At 74.6% G+C, this 16,815-nt stretch carries 14 protein-coding genes and 1 pseudogene; 12 read left to right on the forward strand and 3 right to left on the reverse strand.

What is annotated here, in order from left to right; translation table 11 throughout:
• Positions 1–25: 25 nt before the first annotated feature.
• Both WHI96_RS03360 and WHI96_RS03365 read right to left on the reverse strand, forming a co-directional pair.
• The gene (locus WHI96_RS03360; RefSeq protein WP_345646926.1) at positions 26–2,122 is read right to left on the reverse strand and encodes a histidine kinase; all 2,097 of its coding nucleotides are present in this window, start codon (positions 2,120–2,122) and stop codon (positions 26–28) included.
• Entirely contained in the window at positions 2,109–2,774 is a 666-nt protein-coding gene (locus tag WHI96_RS03365) for a response regulator (protein ID WP_073574688.1), read from the reverse strand. Before WHI96_RS03365 ends, WHI96_RS03360 begins: the two co-directional genes overlap by 14 nt.
• Before the next feature lie 105 nt (positions 2,775–2,879).
• On the opposite strand from WHI96_RS03365, the gene efp reads away from it, so the two are divergent.
• Together efp and nusB are read left to right on the forward strand one after the other, a co-directional pair.
• Positions 2,880–3,440, forward strand: coding sequence for an elongation factor P (efp, locus tag WHI96_RS03370; RefSeq protein ID WP_073574689.1), 561 nt, complete (start codon positions 2,880–2,882; stop codon positions 3,438–3,440).
• A gap of 1 nt (position 3,441) precedes the next feature.
• A complete protein-coding gene (gene nusB, locus WHI96_RS03375) occupies positions 3,442–3,861 on the forward strand; it encodes a transcription antitermination factor NusB (protein WP_100877619.1) in 420 nt (139 codons plus the stop codon).
• Positions 3,862–3,968: 107 nt separating this feature from the next.
• Here nusB and bldD read toward each other — a convergent pair whose 3' ends face one another.
• Positions 3,969–4,460, reverse strand: a complete 492-nt coding sequence (bldD, locus tag WHI96_RS03380; protein ID WP_020625790.1) for a transcriptional regulator BldD — start codon at positions 4,458–4,460, stop codon at positions 3,969–3,971.
• Positions 4,461–5,042: 582 nt separating this feature from the next.
• Here bldD and pyrR point away from each other — a divergent pair.
• The 10 genes and pseudogenes from pyrR to coaBC all read left to right on the forward strand — a co-directional run bounded on the left by pyrR (position 5,043) and on the right by coaBC (position 16,770).
• Positions 5,043–5,636 carry a bifunctional pyr operon transcriptional regulator/uracil phosphoribosyltransferase PyrR gene (gene pyrR, locus WHI96_RS03385; protein WP_345646931.1) on the forward strand — a complete coding sequence of 198 codons (594 nt, stop codon included), beginning with the start codon at positions 5,043–5,045 and terminating at the stop codon, positions 5,634–5,636.
• Positions 5,633–6,610 carry an aspartate carbamoyltransferase catalytic subunit gene (locus WHI96_RS03390; RefSeq protein WP_345646934.1) on the forward strand — a complete coding sequence of 326 codons (978 nt, stop codon included), beginning with the start codon at positions 5,633–5,635 and terminating at the stop codon, positions 6,608–6,610. The genes pyrR and WHI96_RS03390 overlap by 4 nt, the downstream gene beginning before the upstream one ends.
• Entirely contained in the window at positions 6,607–7,899 is a 1,293-nt protein-coding gene (locus WHI96_RS03395; RefSeq protein ID WP_345646937.1) for a dihydroorotase, read from the forward strand. The genes WHI96_RS03390 and WHI96_RS03395 overlap by 4 nt, the downstream gene beginning before the upstream one ends.
• Positions 7,896–8,996 (forward strand): annotated as a pseudogene (gene carA / locus WHI96_RS03400) (glutamine-hydrolyzing carbamoyl-phosphate synthase small subunit); the annotation flags it as partial. The gene WHI96_RS03395 and the pseudogene carA, both read left to right, overlap by 4 nt.
• Positions 8,997–9,703: 707 nt before the next feature.
• A complete protein-coding gene (gene carB / locus WHI96_RS03405; RefSeq protein ID WP_345646940.1) occupies positions 9,704–13,015 on the forward strand; it encodes a carbamoyl-phosphate synthase large subunit in 3,312 nt (1,103 codons plus the stop codon).
• On the forward strand, positions 13,012–13,845 hold the full coding sequence (pyrF, locus tag WHI96_RS03410; protein ID WP_345646943.1) for an orotidine-5'-phosphate decarboxylase: 834 nt from the start codon (positions 13,012–13,014) through the stop codon (positions 13,843–13,845). The genes carB and pyrF overlap by 4 nt, the downstream gene beginning before the upstream one ends.
• A 451-nt stretch (positions 13,846–14,296) precedes the next feature.
• Positions 14,297–14,611 carry an integration host factor, actinobacterial type gene (gene mihF / locus WHI96_RS03415; protein WP_020627642.1) on the forward strand — a complete coding sequence of 105 codons (315 nt, stop codon included), beginning with the start codon at positions 14,297–14,299 and terminating at the stop codon, positions 14,609–14,611.
• A 12-nt stretch (positions 14,612–14,623) separates the two neighbouring features.
• Entirely contained in the window at positions 14,624–15,235 is a 612-nt protein-coding gene (gmk, locus tag WHI96_RS03420) for a guanylate kinase (RefSeq protein WP_425571620.1), read from the forward strand.
• Positions 15,236–15,273: 38 nt separating this feature from the next.
• Complete coding sequence (rpoZ, locus tag WHI96_RS03425; RefSeq protein WP_020627644.1) at positions 15,274–15,543, forward strand: DNA-directed RNA polymerase subunit omega; 270 nt, start codon at positions 15,274–15,276, stop codon at positions 15,541–15,543.
• Positions 15,544–15,552: 9 nt separating this feature from the next.
• Positions 15,553–16,770, forward strand: a complete 1,218-nt coding sequence (gene coaBC, locus WHI96_RS03430; protein WP_345646949.1) for a bifunctional phosphopantothenoylcysteine decarboxylase/phosphopantothenate--cysteine ligase CoaBC — start codon at positions 15,553–15,555, stop codon at positions 16,768–16,770.
• Positions 16,771–16,815 lie beyond the last annotated feature (45 nt).

The raw sequence follows: 16,815 nt of genomic DNA on the forward strand, positions 1-16,815 counted from the left end.
CCCTCCCCGCTCGTGGGGACCGACGCTACGAGCCGGGTGCCCCCTCGCGGATCGGCGCGCAGGACGAGATCGGCGACGCGGCGGGGTCGTCCTCGCGGACGAGCGGGCCGCGGGGCAGCACCGCGCGGACCGTCCACCCCGGACCGTCGCCGGGGCCGGTGTACAGGTCGCCGCCGAGCAGCGCGACCCGCTCCCGCATGCCGAGCAGGCCCAGGCCGGAGCCGGTGCCGTCGGGCCGGTGACCGGGCACCGGGCCGTCGTCGTCGACCTCCACGACGACGGGTTCGTCGGCGCCGCCGTGGGTGACCCGCACCCGGGTGGGGGTGGGCCCGGCGTGGCGCAGGGTGTTGGTCAGGGCCTCGGTGACGATGCGCCGCGCGAACAGCTCGGCCTCGCCGGGCGCCGCCGCCGGAGAGCCCTCGACCGTCACCGCGACCGGCAGCCCCGCCGACCGCGACGGCGCGACCAGTGCCTCCAGCGCGGCCGGGGACAGGTCCGCGCCGTCCGGGTCCGGACCCAGGTCGGCCAGCGCGGGCAGCGCCTCGGCGACCCGGCGGACCGAGTCGGCGATGTGCCCGAGCGCCTCGGCGCGCGCCGCCGGGTCGGCGGCGAGCCGCGCGGCCCCGGCCTGCACCGCCACCGCGGAGACGTGGTGGGCGACGACGTCGTGCAGGTCGCGGGCCACCCGCAGGCGTTCGCGGGTGAGCGCGTCGCGCACGCCCGCCTCGGCGAGCGCGCGCCGCCGGGCCGCGGTGTCGAGCCGGTGGTGGCGGACCGCGACCCCGGCCGCCCACAGCGGCACCACGGCCAGGAAGTTCAGCACCACCACCGACTCCGGGTAGCCGAGCCGGTCCCAGACCCCCGTCAGGACACCACCGGCGACGACGACGAGCGTCGACACCACCACGGCCACCGCGGACGTCACGACCGGCGCCGTCGTCGCGGCGCCCCAGACCAGCAGCACCCAGGCCGACTCGGCGAACACGTTCGAGCCGTCGAGCAGGCCTGCGGCCATCGACCCGGCCCCGGCCAGCAGCAGCGCCGGCACCGGCGCGGTCCGCCACCAGGCGACGAGTGCGAACTGCGCCACCACGACGACCGCCGCGGCCGGGTTCCGCCACGGCAGCGCCAGCATGCGCAGGAACCCGTCGACGACCGGCTGCCCGGTGTCCACGCCGGCCACCGGGGCGACCAGCGCCCCCATCAGCAGTGCCGGGACCACGAACGCGACGAGCGCCCACAGCCCGGCCCGGTCGGGTACCGGCAGCCGCCGCCGCTGCGGTGCGGCGGGCACCGGCACCGCGGCGGCGACGGGACCCGGCTCGGCGGCGGCGGGCGCGCGGAGCACACCCAGGACCCGGCGCATCGCGGCCAGCACCGACCGGGCCCGCTCCCGCACGGCCCGCAGGTCGGCCTCGGTCGCGTCGGGGCCCAGCGCCCCGGCCTGGGCGACCAGGCCGCGCAGACCGCTGAGCACCCCGCCGCCGATCTCCTCGGCGATCCGGGACCGCTCGGCGTCCAGCGCGGTGCCGTGCCGCAGCCGGTCGGTCTCGGCGCGTTCCCGGTCGGCGCGCAGCGCGGCGGACCGGCTCCAGCGCCCTGCGACGGCGGCGATCACCAGCAGCGGCGCCACCACCACCGAGCCGCCGACGAGCATCCCCGCCTCGGTCGCCGGATCCGGCGACACCGGGACGCGCAGCAGCCCGGCCAGGCCGAGCGCACCGAGCCAGGGCAGCGTCACCCACGCCGCCGCGCCGACCGGTCCGCGCTGCGGAGCCCGCGCGACGGAGAACGCCAGCAGCGGCCACAGCAGCGCCGCGAACCCGCCGAGCAACGCCATCGCCGGGGCCGCGAGCACGGCGAGGACCAGGTAGGCGCGCCGCGGCCGGTGGCGGCGCAGCAGCACGGTGGCGGCCATCGCCAGGCTGAGCACCGCCGCCAGCGCCACGGACAGCGGCGGGGCGAGCCGGTGGGCGTAGCCGGGGATCTCCATGACCAGGGCGGTGACCAGCTCCTGGGCGACCAGGATCAGCGCCAGCACCGCCAGCGCGACGTCCCCGGCGCGGGTGCCGGGCAGCGGCGCGGGAGCGGGGGCGTCCGGGCCGGGCTCAGCCGTCGGCACCGGCCGCTCCCACCAGCCCGTGCTCGTAGGCGAACACCACCAGCTGCACCCGGTCGCGCAGCCCCAGCTTGGTGAGCAGGTTCGAGACGTGGGTCTTGACCGTCGTGCCGCCCAGCACCAGCCGGTCGGCGATCTCGGCGTTGGACAGCCCGGCGGCGACCAGCCCGAGCACCTCCCGCTCCCGCTCGGTCAGCCCGGCCGCGGGCCCGGCCGGGGCGGGCGGGTCGGCCGGGACGAACGAGCCGACGAGCCTGCGGGTGACCGACGGCGCGAACAGCTCGTGCCCGGCGTGCACGGTGCGGACCGCGACCTGCAGGTCCTCCGGCTCGACGTCCTTCAGCACGAAGCCGGACGCGCCGGCCCGCAGCGCGTCGTAGACGTGGCGGTCCAGGTCGAACGTCGTCACCACCAGCACACGGATGCCGGGGTCGCGCAGCGCGCGGATCCGCCGGGTCCCCTCGATGCCGTCGGTGCCGGGCATCCGGACGTCCATCAGCACGACGTCCGGGCGCAGGGTCTCGGCCAGCTCGGCGGCCTCCGCGCCGTCCCCGGCCTCCCCGACGACGTCGATGTCCGGCGCCGCCGCCAGCACCGTCCGCAGCCCCGCCCGCACCACCGCCTGGTCGTCGGCCACCACCACCCGCACCGTCATGGCGCCCATCCTGGCAGGTCGCCCGCCCCTCGGGCGGGCCGGTGAACCGGGTGGCGGTACCCTGACCGACGCACGAATCCGAGATCCGAGCAGGAGAGCGCGCACGTGGCGACCACGAACGACCTGAAGAACGGCCTGGTCCTGAACATCGAGGGCCAGCTGTGGACCGTGACGGCGTTCCAGCACGTCAAGCCCGGCAAGGGCGGTGCGTTCGTTCGCACCACGTTGAAGAACGTGATGTCCGGGAAGGTCGTGGACCGGACCTTCAACGCGGGCACCAAGGTCGACACCGCGACGGTGGACCGCCGCGACATGACCTACCTGTACCGCGAGGGCACCGACTTCGTCTTCATGGACGGCGACACCTTCGACCAGATCCCGATCCCGGAGAAGGCCGTCGGCGACGCCGCGCGCTACCTGCTGGAGAACGCCTCCGCCCAGGTGTCGCTGCACGAGGGGGAGCCGCTGTTCATCGAGCTCCCGACCTCGGTCGAACTCGTCATCTCCCACACCGACCCGGGCCTGCAGGGTGACCGCTCCACCGGCGGCACCAAGCCCGCGACCCTGGAGACCGGCGCCGAGATCCAGGTGCCGCTGTTCCTGGAGAGCGGCACCAAGGTCAAGGTCGACACCCGGGACGGTCGTTACCTCGGCCGCGTGAGCTGAGGTGCGCGCACGCACCAAGGCCCGTAAACGGGCACTGGACATCCTCTTCGAGGCCGAGGCACGTGGTGAGGACGCACTGTCCGTGCTCACCGCGCGCCGCGAGACCGACGACGCGCCGCCCGTGCAGGACTACGCGGCGCGGCTCGTCGAGGGCGTCGCCACCCACCGGGACCGGATCGACCAGCTGATCGCCGAGCACGCCGAGGGCTGGGACGTCGACCGGATGCCCGCGGTCGACCGCGGCCTGCTGCGGCTCGGGATCTACGAGCTGCTGTGGGTCGACGACGTCGACGACCCGGTCGCGATCACCGAAGCCGTCGAGCTGGCCCGGACGCTGTCGACCGACGACTCCCCGCGCTACGTCAACGGGGTGCTCGGACAGATCTCCGACATCGCCGAGCACCTGCGCGCGACCCTCTGACCAGGGCCTGAACGCACGAAGGGCGGTGGCCGGGGGACTGTGCAGACCCCGGCCACCGCCCGACCGGTCGCGTCACCCTTCCCCTGGGACGCGGCCGGTGGATCAGATCATCCCACGTGCTGCCCGGGACGCGCCTCGGGTGGTAGCACTCCCCAGTCGATGAGCTGGTCGGTCAGCTCGCCGGGGGACATGTCGTAGATGATCGCGAGCGAACGCAGGTCCTCGGCGCGGATCGAGAGCACCTTGCCGTTGTAGTCGCCGCGCTGGCTCTGGATGGCCGCGGCGTAGCGGGCCAGTGGCCCGACCTTGTCCGCGGGGAGCTGCTGCAGCCGCTCCAGGTTGATCACGATCTTCGTCGCGGGCTCGCTGCCGGAGGGGATGCGGCCCTCGGGGAGCAGCTCGGCCACCGGGACGCCGTAGAAGTCGGCCAGCTCGGCCAGCTTCTGCACGGTGACCGCACGGTCCCCGCGCTCGTAGGAGCCCACGACGACCGCCTTCCAGCGTCCGCCCGACTTCTGCTCGACGCCGTGCAGGGAGAGCCCCTGTTGCTGCCTGATCGCCCGGAGCTTGCCCCCGAGCGCCTTGGCGTAGTCGCCCATCGATCTCCTCGTTCCTGACGGTCCGTACCGGTGTGGCCGGACCGGCCGGTCACCGGCGGTGCACCGGTGGCGTTGCCGCGCTGCCGCGTCGTCGCCCCTGTGGGTGGTCCCGTTCGGGGCGGCAGCTCCGGCGGGGGCCGGCGTCCCGACCGTCCCGCGCGTCGCGGCGCTGCTGCACGCGCGCTGATTGATACGGAGAGTAATCCTCCGGGTCCGGTCCGGCACCGTCAAGTTCGACCCCCTGCTCGGGGGGTTGACGAGCGGTTTCCCACACGAACGGGGCAGTCCACGTCCCTCGTCAGCGGTAGCGCAGGGTGTGGGTCCGCGATCCCACCACCCGCCCCTGTGGGTGCGCATGGGCAGAATCGGGTATCGCAAGGTGGCGCTCCGGTCCGTTGTCGACCATCGCGCATCGTGACGGGAACGTGACCTCGAACGGGTGAGGCGGCTGTGGCGCGGCTCGCGGTGTGACGCGCTGCGGCCGTCCCGCGCGGGCACCCGCCGAGTTGCTAGGTTGGCGCACAGCTCGTGCACGACCGTCCTTTAAGACCCGTCCGGTGAGGCGGGGAAGGAGACCACCTCGTGGCGCACCACCGCCGCGGGGACGCCGACGCGGAGCAGCCCGCACGGGAACTGCTGTCCGCCGCCGACGTCACCCGCACCGTCGCGCGCATCGCGCACCAGATCATCGAGAAGACCGCCTTCAGCGCCGAGACCCCCGACGGGCTCGTGCTCCTGGGGGTCCCCACCCGCGGCGTGCACCTGGCCCACCGGCTCGCCGCCGCGATCACCGACTTCGCCGGGGCCGCACCGGCCGTCGGCTCGGTCGACGCCACCCTCTACCGCGACGACCTGCGCCGCGGCCCGGCCCGCGCGCTGGAGTCCACCGCGGTGCCCGAGGGCGGCGTCGACGACCGGCTCGTCGTGCTCGTCGACGACGTCCTCATGTCCGGGCGCACCACCCGTGCCGCGCTCGACGCCCTGCGCGACGAGGGCCGCCCGCGTGCGGTGCAGCTCGCCGTGCTGATCGACCGTGGCCACCGGGAGCTCCCGATCCGCGCCGACTACGTCGGCAAGAACGTCCCGACGTCGCGCTCGGAGCAGATCCTGGTCTCGCTGACCGAGATCGACGGCAGCGACGGCGTCTGGATCACCCAGGGAGAGGGGGACAGGTGAGGCACCTGCTCTCGGTCGCCGACCTCGACGCCGCCGAGGCCACCGCGCTGCTCGACACCTCCGACCGGCTGCGCGAGGCGCTGCTCGGCCGTGAGGTGCGCAAGCTGCCGACGCTGCGCGGCCGCACGGTCATCACGATGTTCTACGAGAACTCCACCCGCACCCGGGTGTCGTTCGAGATCGCCGGCAAGTGGATGAGCGCGGACACCGTGAACGTGTCCGCGTCCGGCTCGTCGGTGTCGAAGGGCGAGTCGCTGCGCGACACCGCACTGACCCTGTCCTCGATGGGCGCGGACTGCGTGGTCGTGCGCCACCCCGCCTCGGGGTCGGCGCACCGGCTCGCGCACTGGGTGGACACAGCGGGGAGCACAGGCGGACCGCGCATCGGCACCGACCGCGCGGTCACCGGCACCCCCACCGCGATCGTCAACGCCGGCGACGGCACCCACGAGCACCCCACCCAGGCCCTGCTCGACGCCGCCACCCTGCGCGACCGGCTCGGCGGCATCGCCGGGCGCCGGATCGGGATCGTCGGCGACGTGCTGCACTCCCGGGTCGCCCGGTCCAACGTGCTGCTGCTCGCGACCCTGGGCGCCGAGGTCGTGCTCGTCGCGCCGCCGACGCTGCTGCCCACCGGCGTCGAGTCCTGGCCGTGCCGGGTGTCCCACGAGCTGGACGCCGAGCTGCCCGCCCTCGACGCGATCATGATGCTGCGCGTGCAGTCCGAGCGGATGCACGGCGGCTTCTTCCCCTCCGCGCGCGAGTACGCGGTGCGCTTCGGGCTGTCCGAGGACCGCGCGAGGCTCCTGCCCGACCACGCGGTCGTCCTGCACCCCGGCCCGATGATCCGCGGCATGGAGATCGCCCCCGCGGTCGCCGACGCCCCCAACGCCGCCGTCCTGGCCCAGGTCCGCAACGGCGTGCACGTGCGGATGGCCGTCCTCTACCACCTTCTCGCCGGAGCTCCCGAATGACCGACCTGCTGATCCGTGACACCCGGCCCTACGGCGGGGACCCGGTCGACGTGCTCGTCGCCGACGGCGTCGTCGCCACCATCGGCACCGGCCTGACCGCGCCCGGGGGTGCCGAGACCCTCGACGCCGACGGCGCCGTGCTGCTGCCCGGCTTCGTCGACCTGCACGTGCACCTGCGCGAGCCCGGCGGCGAGGAGTCCGAGACCATCGAGACCGGCAGCCGTGCCGCCGCGCTCGGCGGGTTCACCGCCGTGTTCGCGATGCCGAACACCACCCCGGTCGCCGACTCCGACGTCGTCGTCGAGCACGTGCGCCGGCGCGGCGAGGAGATCGGGCTGGTCGACGTGCACCCGGTCGGTGCGGTCACCGTCGGCCTCGGCGGCGAGAAGCTCGCCGAGCTCGGCACGATGGCCGCCTCCCGCGCCGCGGTGCGGATGTTCTCCGACGACGGCCGCTGCGTGAACGACCCGCTGATCATGCGCCGCGCGCTGGAGTACGCCTCCGCGCTCGACGTCGTCATCGCCCAGCACGCCGAGGACCACCGCCTCACCGGCGGCGCCCAGGCCCACGAGGGCGCCGTCGCCGCGCGCCTCGGGCTCGCCGGGTGGCCGGCCACCGCGGAGGAGACGATCGTCGCCCGCGACTGCGCGCTGGCCCGCGAGGCCGGCGCGCGCCTGCACGTCTGCCACATCTCCACCGCCCGCACGATCGACGTGCTGCGCGCAGCCAAGGCCCAGGGCGTGCGGGTGTCGGCCGAGGTCACCCCGCACCACCTGCTGCTCACCGACTCCCGGCTGACCGGCTACGACCCGGTGAACAAGGTCAATCCGCCGCTGCGCACCGCCGACGACACCCGCGCGATGCGCGAGGCGCTGGCCGAGGGCGTGATCGACGTCGTCGCGACCGACCACGCCCCGCACGCCGCGCAGTACAAGGACACCGAGTGGCAGGCCGCGAAGCCGGGCATGCTGGGCCTGCAGACCGCCCTGTCGGTGCTGGTCGAGACGATGGTGGAGCCGGGTCTGCTGGACTGGCACGGCGTCGCGCGGGTGCTGTCGGAGCGCCCCGCGGAGATCGGGAACCTGCCCGACCAGGGCCGTCCGATCGCGGAGGGGGAGCCGGCGACGTTCGCGCTGGTCGACCCGGACGGGGTCTGGACGGTCCGCGGTGCGGAGCTGGCGAGCAAGGCGGCGAACACGCCGTACGAGGGAATGCGACTGCCCGGAACGGTGGTCGCGACGGTGCTGCGGGGACGCATCACCGCGCAGGACGGGAAGGTTGTGCAGTGACCGCGCTACTGGTGCTCGAAGACGGGCGGATCTTCCGCGGACAGGCGTACGGCGCCACCGGGGAGACGCTCGGTGAGGCCGTGTTCACCACCGGCATGACCGGCTACCAGGAGACCCTGACCGACCCGTCCTACCACCGCCAGATCGTGGTGGCGACCGCACCGCAGATCGGCAACACGGGCTGGAACGACGAGGACGACGAGTCGCGGGCGATCCAGGTCGCCGGCTACGTCGTGCGCGACCCCGCCCGGCGGGCGTCGAACTGGCGGGCCACCGGCTCGCTGGCCGACGCCCTGCGGGACCAGGGGGTCGTCGGGATCGCCGGGATCGACACCCGCGCCGCGGTGCGCCACCTGCGCGAGCAGGGCGCCATGCGCGCCGGGATCTTCTCCGGCTCCGCCCTCGCCGCCGACGACGAGCTCGTCGAGCGGGTCAGACAGTCCCCGCAGATGGAGGGCGCCGACCTCTACGGCGCCGTCACCACCGCCGAGACCTACGTGGTGCCCGCGGTGGGGGAGCGGCGCTTCGTCGTCGCCGCCCTGGACGTCGGCATCAAGTTCAACACCCCGCGGATGATGGCCGCCCGGGGCATCGAGGTGCACGTCCTGCCCGCGTCGAGCACCATCGAGACCGTCGAGTCGCTGCGCCCGGACGGCTTCTTCCTGGCCAACGGCCCGGGTGACCCGGCCACCGCCGACGGCCCGGTCGCGCTCGCCCGGCAGGTCCTGGAGCGGCGCATCCCGCTGTTCGGGATCTGCTTCGGCAACCAGATCCTCGGCCGCGCCCTCGGCCGGTCCACCTACAAGCTGCGCTACGGCCACCGGGGCATCAACATCCCGGTCGTCGAGCACGCCACCGGGCGGATCGCGATCACCTCGCAGAACCACGGCTTCGCGGTGTCCGGCGAGGCGGGCGAGGAGTTCGACACCCCCTACGGCCGCGCGCAGATCACCCACACCTGCCCCAACGACGGCTGCGTCGAGGGCATGGCCGGGCTCGAGTTCCCGGCGTTCTCCGTGCAGTACCACCCGGAGGCCGCCGCGGGCCCGCACGACGCCGCGGACCTGTTCGACCGCTTCGTGGCGCTCATGACCGAGTACCCGGTCGGCTACGCCGGCGTCGCCGGGCAGCGGCCCGAGGGCACCGCGCCCGCGCCGTACCCGCGGCCCGAGGCCGAGACCCACTCCGGGAGCGAGCCCCCCTCCGAGGCCCGGCCCGGGGCCGGGACCGAGGCGGCGCCCGCGCCGGCGATGACCGCCCAGCCCGACCCGGCCACGCCGCCGACGGCGACCGCGGCCCCGTCGGTCGACCTGCGGCCCGCCCCGGCCGCCCCGGCCGCCCCGGCCGGCCCGGCCACGGCCCCGGCCGCGGGCGGGTTCGAGCCGGGCAGCCCGGAGGGCCCGCACACCGGGGCCGACGCCGGACCGGACACCGGCGACGAGCACACCACCCGGCTGCCCGTCACCCCGCCGGCCGGGACCCCGGCCACCGGCCGCGACGAGATCGAGCCGCCCACCGGCCGGATGCCCGCCGTGGGCCGCCCCGGCACCCCGGACCCGCTGACGGCGCCGTTCTCCGACATCGAGGACGCGCTGCGGCGCGACGGCGGCACGCCCGCCCACCCGGGTGCCACCGCCGACCCGGACGCCGAGGGCACCCCGGCCGAGCCGGCACCGGGCGCCGACCCGGTGTCCGGCCGCGCCCGGCCCGTCGACGACCGCCCGTGGCCGCCACCGCCCACCGGATCCCCATCCACCCCGCAGCACCCGGACCGGCACGACCAGGCCCGGCAGGAGGACCACTGATGCCCCGCCGCGACGACATCGACCACGTCCTGGTGATCGGCTCCGGGCCGATCGTCATCGGTCAGGCCTGCGAGTTCGACTACTCCGGCACCCAGGCGTGCCGGGTGCTGCAGGCCGAGGGCATCCGGGTCTCGCTGGTCAACTCCAACCCGGCGACGATCATGACCGACCCGGAGTTCGCCGACGCCACCTACGTCGAGCCGATCACCCCGGAGTTCGTCGAGAAGGTCATCGTCGCCGAGCGCGACAACGGCACCCCGGTCACCGCGATGCTCGCGACCCTGGGCGGGCAGACCGCGCTCAACACCGCGATCGCGCTGCACGAGAACGGTGCCCTGGAGCGCCACGGCGTCGAGCTGATCGGCGCCGACGTCGACGCCATCGAGCGCGGCGAGGACCGGCTCAAGTTCAAGGACATCGTGATCGGGGTCGGCGGCGACGTCCCCCGCTCCCGGGTCTGCCACTCCATGGAGGAGGTCCGCTCCGCCGCCGACGAGCTGGGCCTGCCCGTGGTCATCCGGCCGTCGTTCACCATGGGCGGGCTCGGCTCGGGCATGGCGCACTCGGCGCAGGACCTGGAGCGCCTCGCCGGCGCCGGGCTCGCCGCCTCCCCGGTCACCGAGGTCCTCATCGAGGAGTCGGTGCTCGGCTGGAAGGAGTACGAGCTGGAGCTCATGCGCGACCACCACGACAACGTGGTCGTCATCTGCTCCATCGAGAACATCGACCCGATGGGCGTGCACACCGGTGACTCGATCACCGTCGCCCCGGCGATGACGCTGACCGACCGCGAGTACCAGCACATGCGCGACGTCGGCATCGCCGTGCTGCGCGCGGTCGGCGTCGACACCGGCGGCTGCAACATCCAGTTCGCGATCCACCCCGAGACCGGGCGGCTGGTCGTGATCGAGATGAACCCGCGCGTCTCGCGGTCCTCCGCGCTCGCGTCGAAGGCCACCGGCTTCCCGATCGCCAAGATCGCCGCCAAGCTCGCCGTCGGCTACACCCTCGACGAGATCCGCAACGACATCACCGGCGAGACCATCGCCGCGTTCGAGCCGTCGCTGGACTACGTCGCGGTCAAGATCCCGCGGTTCGCGTTCGAGAAGTTCCCCGGTGCCGACCCCGAGCTGACGACGACCATGAAGTCCGTCGGCGAGGCGATGGCACTGGGCCGCTCGTTCCCGGAGGCGCTGGGCAAGGCGCTGCGCTCGATGGAGCGGGCCCGGGCCGGCTTCTGGACCGCGCCCGACCCCGAGGGCGAGCCGGAGTACACCGTGCCGGTCGACGGCCGCATCTACGAGGTCGAGCGCGCGCTGCGCGGCGGCCAGTCGGTCGACGACGTCGCCAAGACCTCCGGCATCGACCCCTGGTTCGTCGACCAGATCGCGCTGCTGGGGGAGATCCGCGCCGACCTCGAGGCGGCACCCGTCCTCGACGCCGACCTGCTGCGCCGCGCCAAGCGCTACGGCCTGTCGGACCGTCAGCTCGCCGCGGTGCGCCCCGAGTTCGCCGGCGAGGACGGTGTGCGCACCCTGCGCCACCGCCTCGGCATCCGGCCGGTCTACAAGACCGTCGACACCTGCGCCGCCGAGTTCGCGGCGAGGACGCCGTACCACTACTCGGCCTACGAGACCGACCCCTCGGCCGAGTCGGAGATCGCCCCGCAGACCGAGAAGCCGAAGGTCCTGATCCTCGGTTCCGGCCCGAACCGCATCGGGCAGGGCATCGAGTTCGACTACTCCTGCGTGCACGCGGTCATGGCGCTGCGCGCCGCCGGGTTCGAGACCGTCATGGTCAACTGCAACCCGGAGACGGTGTCCACCGACTACGACACCGCCGACCGTCTCTACTTCGAGCCGCTGACCTTCGAGGACGTCCTGGAGGTCGTGCACGCCGAGCAGACCTCCGGCACCGTCGCGGGCGTCATCGTGCAGCTCGGCGGGCAGACCCCGCTGGGTCTCGCGCAGCGCCTCACCGACGCCGGGGTGCCCGTCGTCGGGACCTCCGCGGCCGCGATCGACCTGGCCGAGGACCGCGGCGCGTTCGGCGAGGTCCTGCGCAAGGCAGGCCTGCCCGCACCGGAGTTCGGCATGGCCACCTCCTTCGAGCAGGCCCGGGGGATCGCCGCCCGGATCGGCTACCCGGTGCTCGTGCGGCCGTCCTACGTGCTCGGCGGACGCGGCATGGAGATCGTCTACGACGAGGCGACCCTGGCCGGCTACATCGCCCGTGCCACCACCATCTCCCCGGACCGCCCGGTGCTGGTCGACAGGTTCCTCGACGACGCCATCGAGATCGACGTCGACGCCCTGTGCGACGGCGAGGAGATCTACCTCGGCGGCGTGATGGAGCACATCGAGGAGGCCGGGGTCCACTCCGGTGACTCCTCGTGCACCCTGCCGCCGATCACGCTGGGCTCCTCGGTGCTGTCGAAGGTCCGCGAGGCCACCGCCGCCATCGCGCACGGCGTCGGCGTGCGCGGGCTGCTCAACGTCCAGTACGCCCTGCACGGCGACGTGCTCTACGTGCTGGAGGCCAACCCGCGGGCGTCGCGGACGGTGCCGTTCGTGTCCAAGGCGACGTCGGTGCCGCTGGCCAAGGCCGCCGCCCGGATCATGCTCGGCGCCACCATCGCCGAGCTGCGCACGGAGGGGCTGCTGCCGGCCGACGGCGACGGCGGCGCGCTGCCCGCCGACTCCCCGGTCGCGGTCAAGGAGGCGGTGCTGCCGTTCAACCGGTTCCGCAACACCGCGGGCCAGGGCGTCGACCCGCTGCTCGGCCCGGAGATGAAGTCCACCGGCGAGGTCATGGGCTTCGACTCCGCCTTCGGCCCGGCGTTCGCGAAGTCGCAGGCCGCCGCCTACGGCTCGCTGCCGACCTCGGGCACGGTGTTCGTGTCCATCGCCGACCGCGACAAGCGGGCGATGGTGTTCCCGATCCGCCGCCTGGCCGACATGGGGTTCCAGGTCCTCGCCACCGAGGGCACGGCGGAGATGCTGCGCCGCAACGGGATCGACGTCACCGTGGTGCGCAAGCACAGTGAGGGCTCCGGACCGGAGACCCCGACGATCGTCGACACAATCCTCGCCGGGGACGTCGACCTGATCGTCAACACCCCGGTCGGGAACCCCGGTCCGCGCGTGGACGGCTACGAGATCCGCGCCGCCGCGGTGTCCCGCGGTGTGCCGTGCATCACCACGGTGCAGGGGACCGCGGCCGCGGTGCAGGGCATCGAGGCGCTCGCCTCGGGCGGGCTCGGCGTGCGGTCGCTGCAGCAGGCGCACGCGGCGTTGAAGGCGGAGGCGTGAGCTTCGCCGCCCGGCTCGACGGGGCCGTCGCCACCCACGGGCCGCTGTGCGTCGGGATCGACCCGCACCCGGCGCTGCTGGCGGCCTGGGACCTCACCGACGACGCCGACGGCCTCGCCGCGTTCGCCGACCGCTGCCACGCGGCGTTCGCCGCGGCGGTGTCGGTGGTGAAGCCGCAGGCGGCGTTCTTCGAGCGGCACGGCTCGGCGGGCGTCGCGGTGCTGGAGCGGCTGCTCGCCGGGTTCGCCGGCTCGGGCACGCTGACCCTGCTCGACGCCAAGCGCGGCGACATCGGCTCCACCATGGACGGCTACGCCGACGCCTACCTGCGCGTCGGCGCGCCGCTCGGGGCGGACGCGCTCACGCTGTCGCCCTACCTGGGGTTCGGGTCGCTGGAGCCGGCGCTGACCGCTGCCGACGAGGCCGGGCGCGGGGTGTTCGTGCTGGCCCGCACGTCCAACCCGGACGGTGCCGCGGTGCAGTGCGCCACGACGGCGGACGGGGTGAGCGTCGCCCAGCGGATGGTCGACGACGCCGCCGCCCGCAACGCCGGTGCGCAGCCCCGCGGCGCGGTGGGGGTCGTCGTCGGCGGCACCCACGAGCACGGCCTGGACCTGACCGCGCTGAACGGCCCGGTGCTGGTGCCCGGGCTCGGTGCCCAGGGCGCGAGCCCGGCCGACGTGGTGTCGCGGTTCGCGGGCACCGCGGGCCCGGTCCTGCCGGTGTCGGCGCGCGGTGTGCTGCGGGCCGGCCCCGACGCCGTCGCCCTGCGGGACGCGGCGCACCTCCTCGGTGAGGAGCTGGCCTCCACGGCCGCCGGGTCGCACTGAGCGGGCGCCGGGCCCGGTGATCGTCTCCTCACTCGTCGCGATCACGGAGTCCGAGACCGGGCGCGCGCCGGGCGGTCCGCTCCATCCGCCGGGCGCCCCCGGGCGCACCGGGACGCCGATCGGGCGCGTCCGGCGGCGGACCGGCTACCCCGTCCGGCGGGCAGCACTGCGCCGACCCGCCGTACGGGGGAGCCGGATGGCACCCCCGCAGTGGTTCGAACAGCGTGCCGTTGATCACCTCCTGACGACCGAAACCGGAGGTGGGACCCCCATTGACGCTTCCGTGGAGGTCGTGGGTACGTTCGAATACGACGCCGGGGACGTCCCCCGGACGGGTCGGTGCGACCCACCACCCGATCGCTGACGCGACACCCCGGCGCGAGCCGGGATCACGGCGGCGAGAACGACGAGAACGACGAGAACGACACAGGAAAGTACGGAGGAACCAACCGTGGCCCTTCCCCAGCTGACCGAGGAACAGCGCGCCGCCGCGCTGGAGAAGGCCGCGGCCGCGCGCCGGGCCCGGGCCGAGCTGAAGGACCGCCTCAAGCGCGGCGGCACCACCCTCGAGGAGGTGCTGAAGAAGGCCGAGACCGACGAGGTCCTCGGCAAGATGAAGGTCTCGGCGCTGCTCGAGGCCCTGCCGAACGTCGGCAAGGTCCGCGCGCAGCAGATCATGGAGGAGCTGGAGATCGCGACCAGCCGCCGCCTGCGCGGCCTGGGCGACCGCCAGCGCAAGGCCCTGCTCGAGCGCTACCCGAGCTGATCCGGGCGTCCCGTGACCGACACCTCCTCCGTCATGTCCTCCGGCCGGACCGGCCCCGCCCGTGGGCGGCTGCTCGTGCTGGCCGGGCCCTCCGGGGTGGGCAAGAGCAGCGTGGTCGCGGGACTGCGCGAGGCGCTGCCGGAGCTGCTGTTCAGCGTGTCCGCCACGACCCGGCCCGCGCGGCCGGGCGAGGTGGACGGGCGTGACTACCGTTTCGTGTCCCGCGAGGAGTTCGACGCGCTCATCGAGCGCGGCGAACTCCTCGAGTGGGCCGAGGTGCACGGCGGGCTGCAGCGCTCCGGCACGCCGCGGGTGCCCGTCGAGCGGGCCCTCGACGGGGGCCGTCCGGTCCTGGTCGAGGTCGACCTGCAGGGCGCCCGGTCCGTCAAGCGGGTCCTGCCCGAGGCCGTCACCGTCTTCGTCGCACCGCCGTCGATGGAGGAGCTGGCCCGCCGGCTCACCGACCGCGGCACCGACACCCCCGAGCAGCGCGAGCGCCGGCTGCGGACCGCCATCGAGGAGATGGACGCCCAGGGGGAGTTCGACGAGGTGGTCGTCAACGACGACCTGCAGGCCGTGATCGGCCGGTTGGTAGCATTGGCGGTCGACCGCGGCGCCGTCTGAGCGCCCCCGGTCCCCCTCGTCCTTCAGGAGTCCACCACGTGAGCACGCCCACCGGCACCTCCACCGCCCCCGAGGGCATCACCTACCCGCCGATCGACGACCTGCTCGGTCAGGTCAGCTCGAAGTACGCGCTGGTCATCTACGCGGCCAAGCGCGCCCGGCAGATCAACGACTACTACTCCCAGCTCGGTGAGGGCCTGCTCGAGTACGTCGGCCCGCTCGTCGAGCCGGGCCCGCGCGAGAAGCCGCTGTCGATCGCGATGCGCGAGATCCAGGCGGGGATGCTCGAGCACACCGAGGGCGAGTAAGACCTCTCGATGGCTCCTCCCGAGGTGCTCCTCGGCGTCTCCGGCGGCATCGCCGCCTACAAGAGCGCCGAGGTGCTGCGTCGTCTGACCGAGTCCGGCCATGCGGTGCGGGTGATCCCCACCGAGTCCGCGCTGCGGTTCGTCGGGGCCGCGACGTTCGAGGCGCTGTCCGGCCGGTCCGTCGCCACCGGGGTGTTCCACGACGTCCACGAGGTGCCCCACGTGGCCCTGGGCAAGGGTGCGGACCTCGTCGTCGTCGCCCCGGCGACCGCGGACCTCATGGCCCGCCTCGCGCACGGCCGCTCCGACGACCTGCTGACCGCCGCGCTGCTGACCGCCCGGTGCCCGGTGGTGCTGGCGCCCGCGATGCACACCGAGATGTGGGAGCACCCCGCCACGGTCGACAACGTCGCCCTGCTGCGTGCCCGCGGCACCGTGGTGATCGAGCCCGCCGCGGGCCGGCTGACCGGCGCGGACACCGGCAAGGGCCGGCTGCCCGACCCGGCCGAGATCGTCGACCTGGCCCGGCTGCTGCTGGAGCGCCCGGACGCGCTGCCGCGCGACCTGGAGGGCCGCCACGTGGTGGTCAGCGCCGGCGGGACCAGGGAGAACCTCGACCCGGTCCGGTTCCTCGGCAACCGGTCCTCGGGCCGGCAGGGCTGGGCGCTGGCCCGGGTCGCCGCCCAGCGCGGCGCACGGGTGACGCTCGTCGCCGGGCACACCGCGGACCTCGGCGCCCCGGCCGGGGTGGACGTGGTCGCCGCGGGGACCGCCGTCGCCATGGAGGCCGCCGTCCGCGGTGCCGCCGCCGACGCGGACGCCGTGGTGATGGCCGCCGCCGTCGCGGACTTCCGGCCGGTCGACACCGCCGCCGACAAGATCAAGCGTGGCGACGCGGAGCCGGCGCCGCTGCGGCTGACCCAGAACCCCGACATCCTCGCCGGGCTCGTGGCCGACCCGCCCCGGCCGGGCCAGGTGGTGGTCGGGTTCGCCGCCGAGACCGGCGACGCCGACGGCGACGTGCTCCACCACGGCCGCGCCAAGCTCGCCCGCAAGGGCTGCGACCTGCTGGTGGTGAACGCGGTCGGCGACGGCAAGGCCTTCGAGACCGCGGACAACGCCGGCTGGCTGCTCGGCCGCGACGGCGGCGAGGAGGAGCTGCCGTTCGGCTCCAAGGCGCTGCTCGCCTCCCGCATCTGGGACGCGGTCACCCCGCGCCTGCGCTGAGCACCCCGCACACGACGTCGGGCCCGCACCGGAGAACTCCCGGTG

This window comes from Pseudonocardia tropica (assembly GCF_040105315.1).
Taxonomy (GTDB): domain Bacteria; phylum Actinomycetota; class Actinomycetes; order Mycobacteriales; family Pseudonocardiaceae; genus Pseudonocardia; species Pseudonocardia alni.

Bases quoted from the DNA above. Each gene is read 5' to 3' on its own strand.
- WHI96_RS03365 (WP_073574688.1), bottom strand. From the start codon at position 2,774: ATGACGGTGCGGGTGGTGGTGGCCGACGACCAGGCGGTGGTGCGGGCG.
- bldD (WP_020625790.1), bottom strand. From the start codon at position 4,460: ATGGGCGACTACGCCAAGGCGCTCGGGGGCAAGCTCCGGGCGATCAGG.
- WHI96_RS03395 (WP_345646937.1), top strand. From the start codon at position 6,607: ATGACCGACCTGCTGATCCGTGACACCCGGCCCTACGGCGGGGACCCG.
- carB (WP_345646940.1), top strand. From the start codon at position 9,704: ATGCCCCGCCGCGACGACATCGACCACGTCCTGGTGATCGGCTCCGGG.
- coaBC (WP_345646949.1), top strand. From the start codon at position 15,553: ATGGCTCCTCCCGAGGTGCTCCTCGGCGTCTCCGGCGGCATCGCCGCC.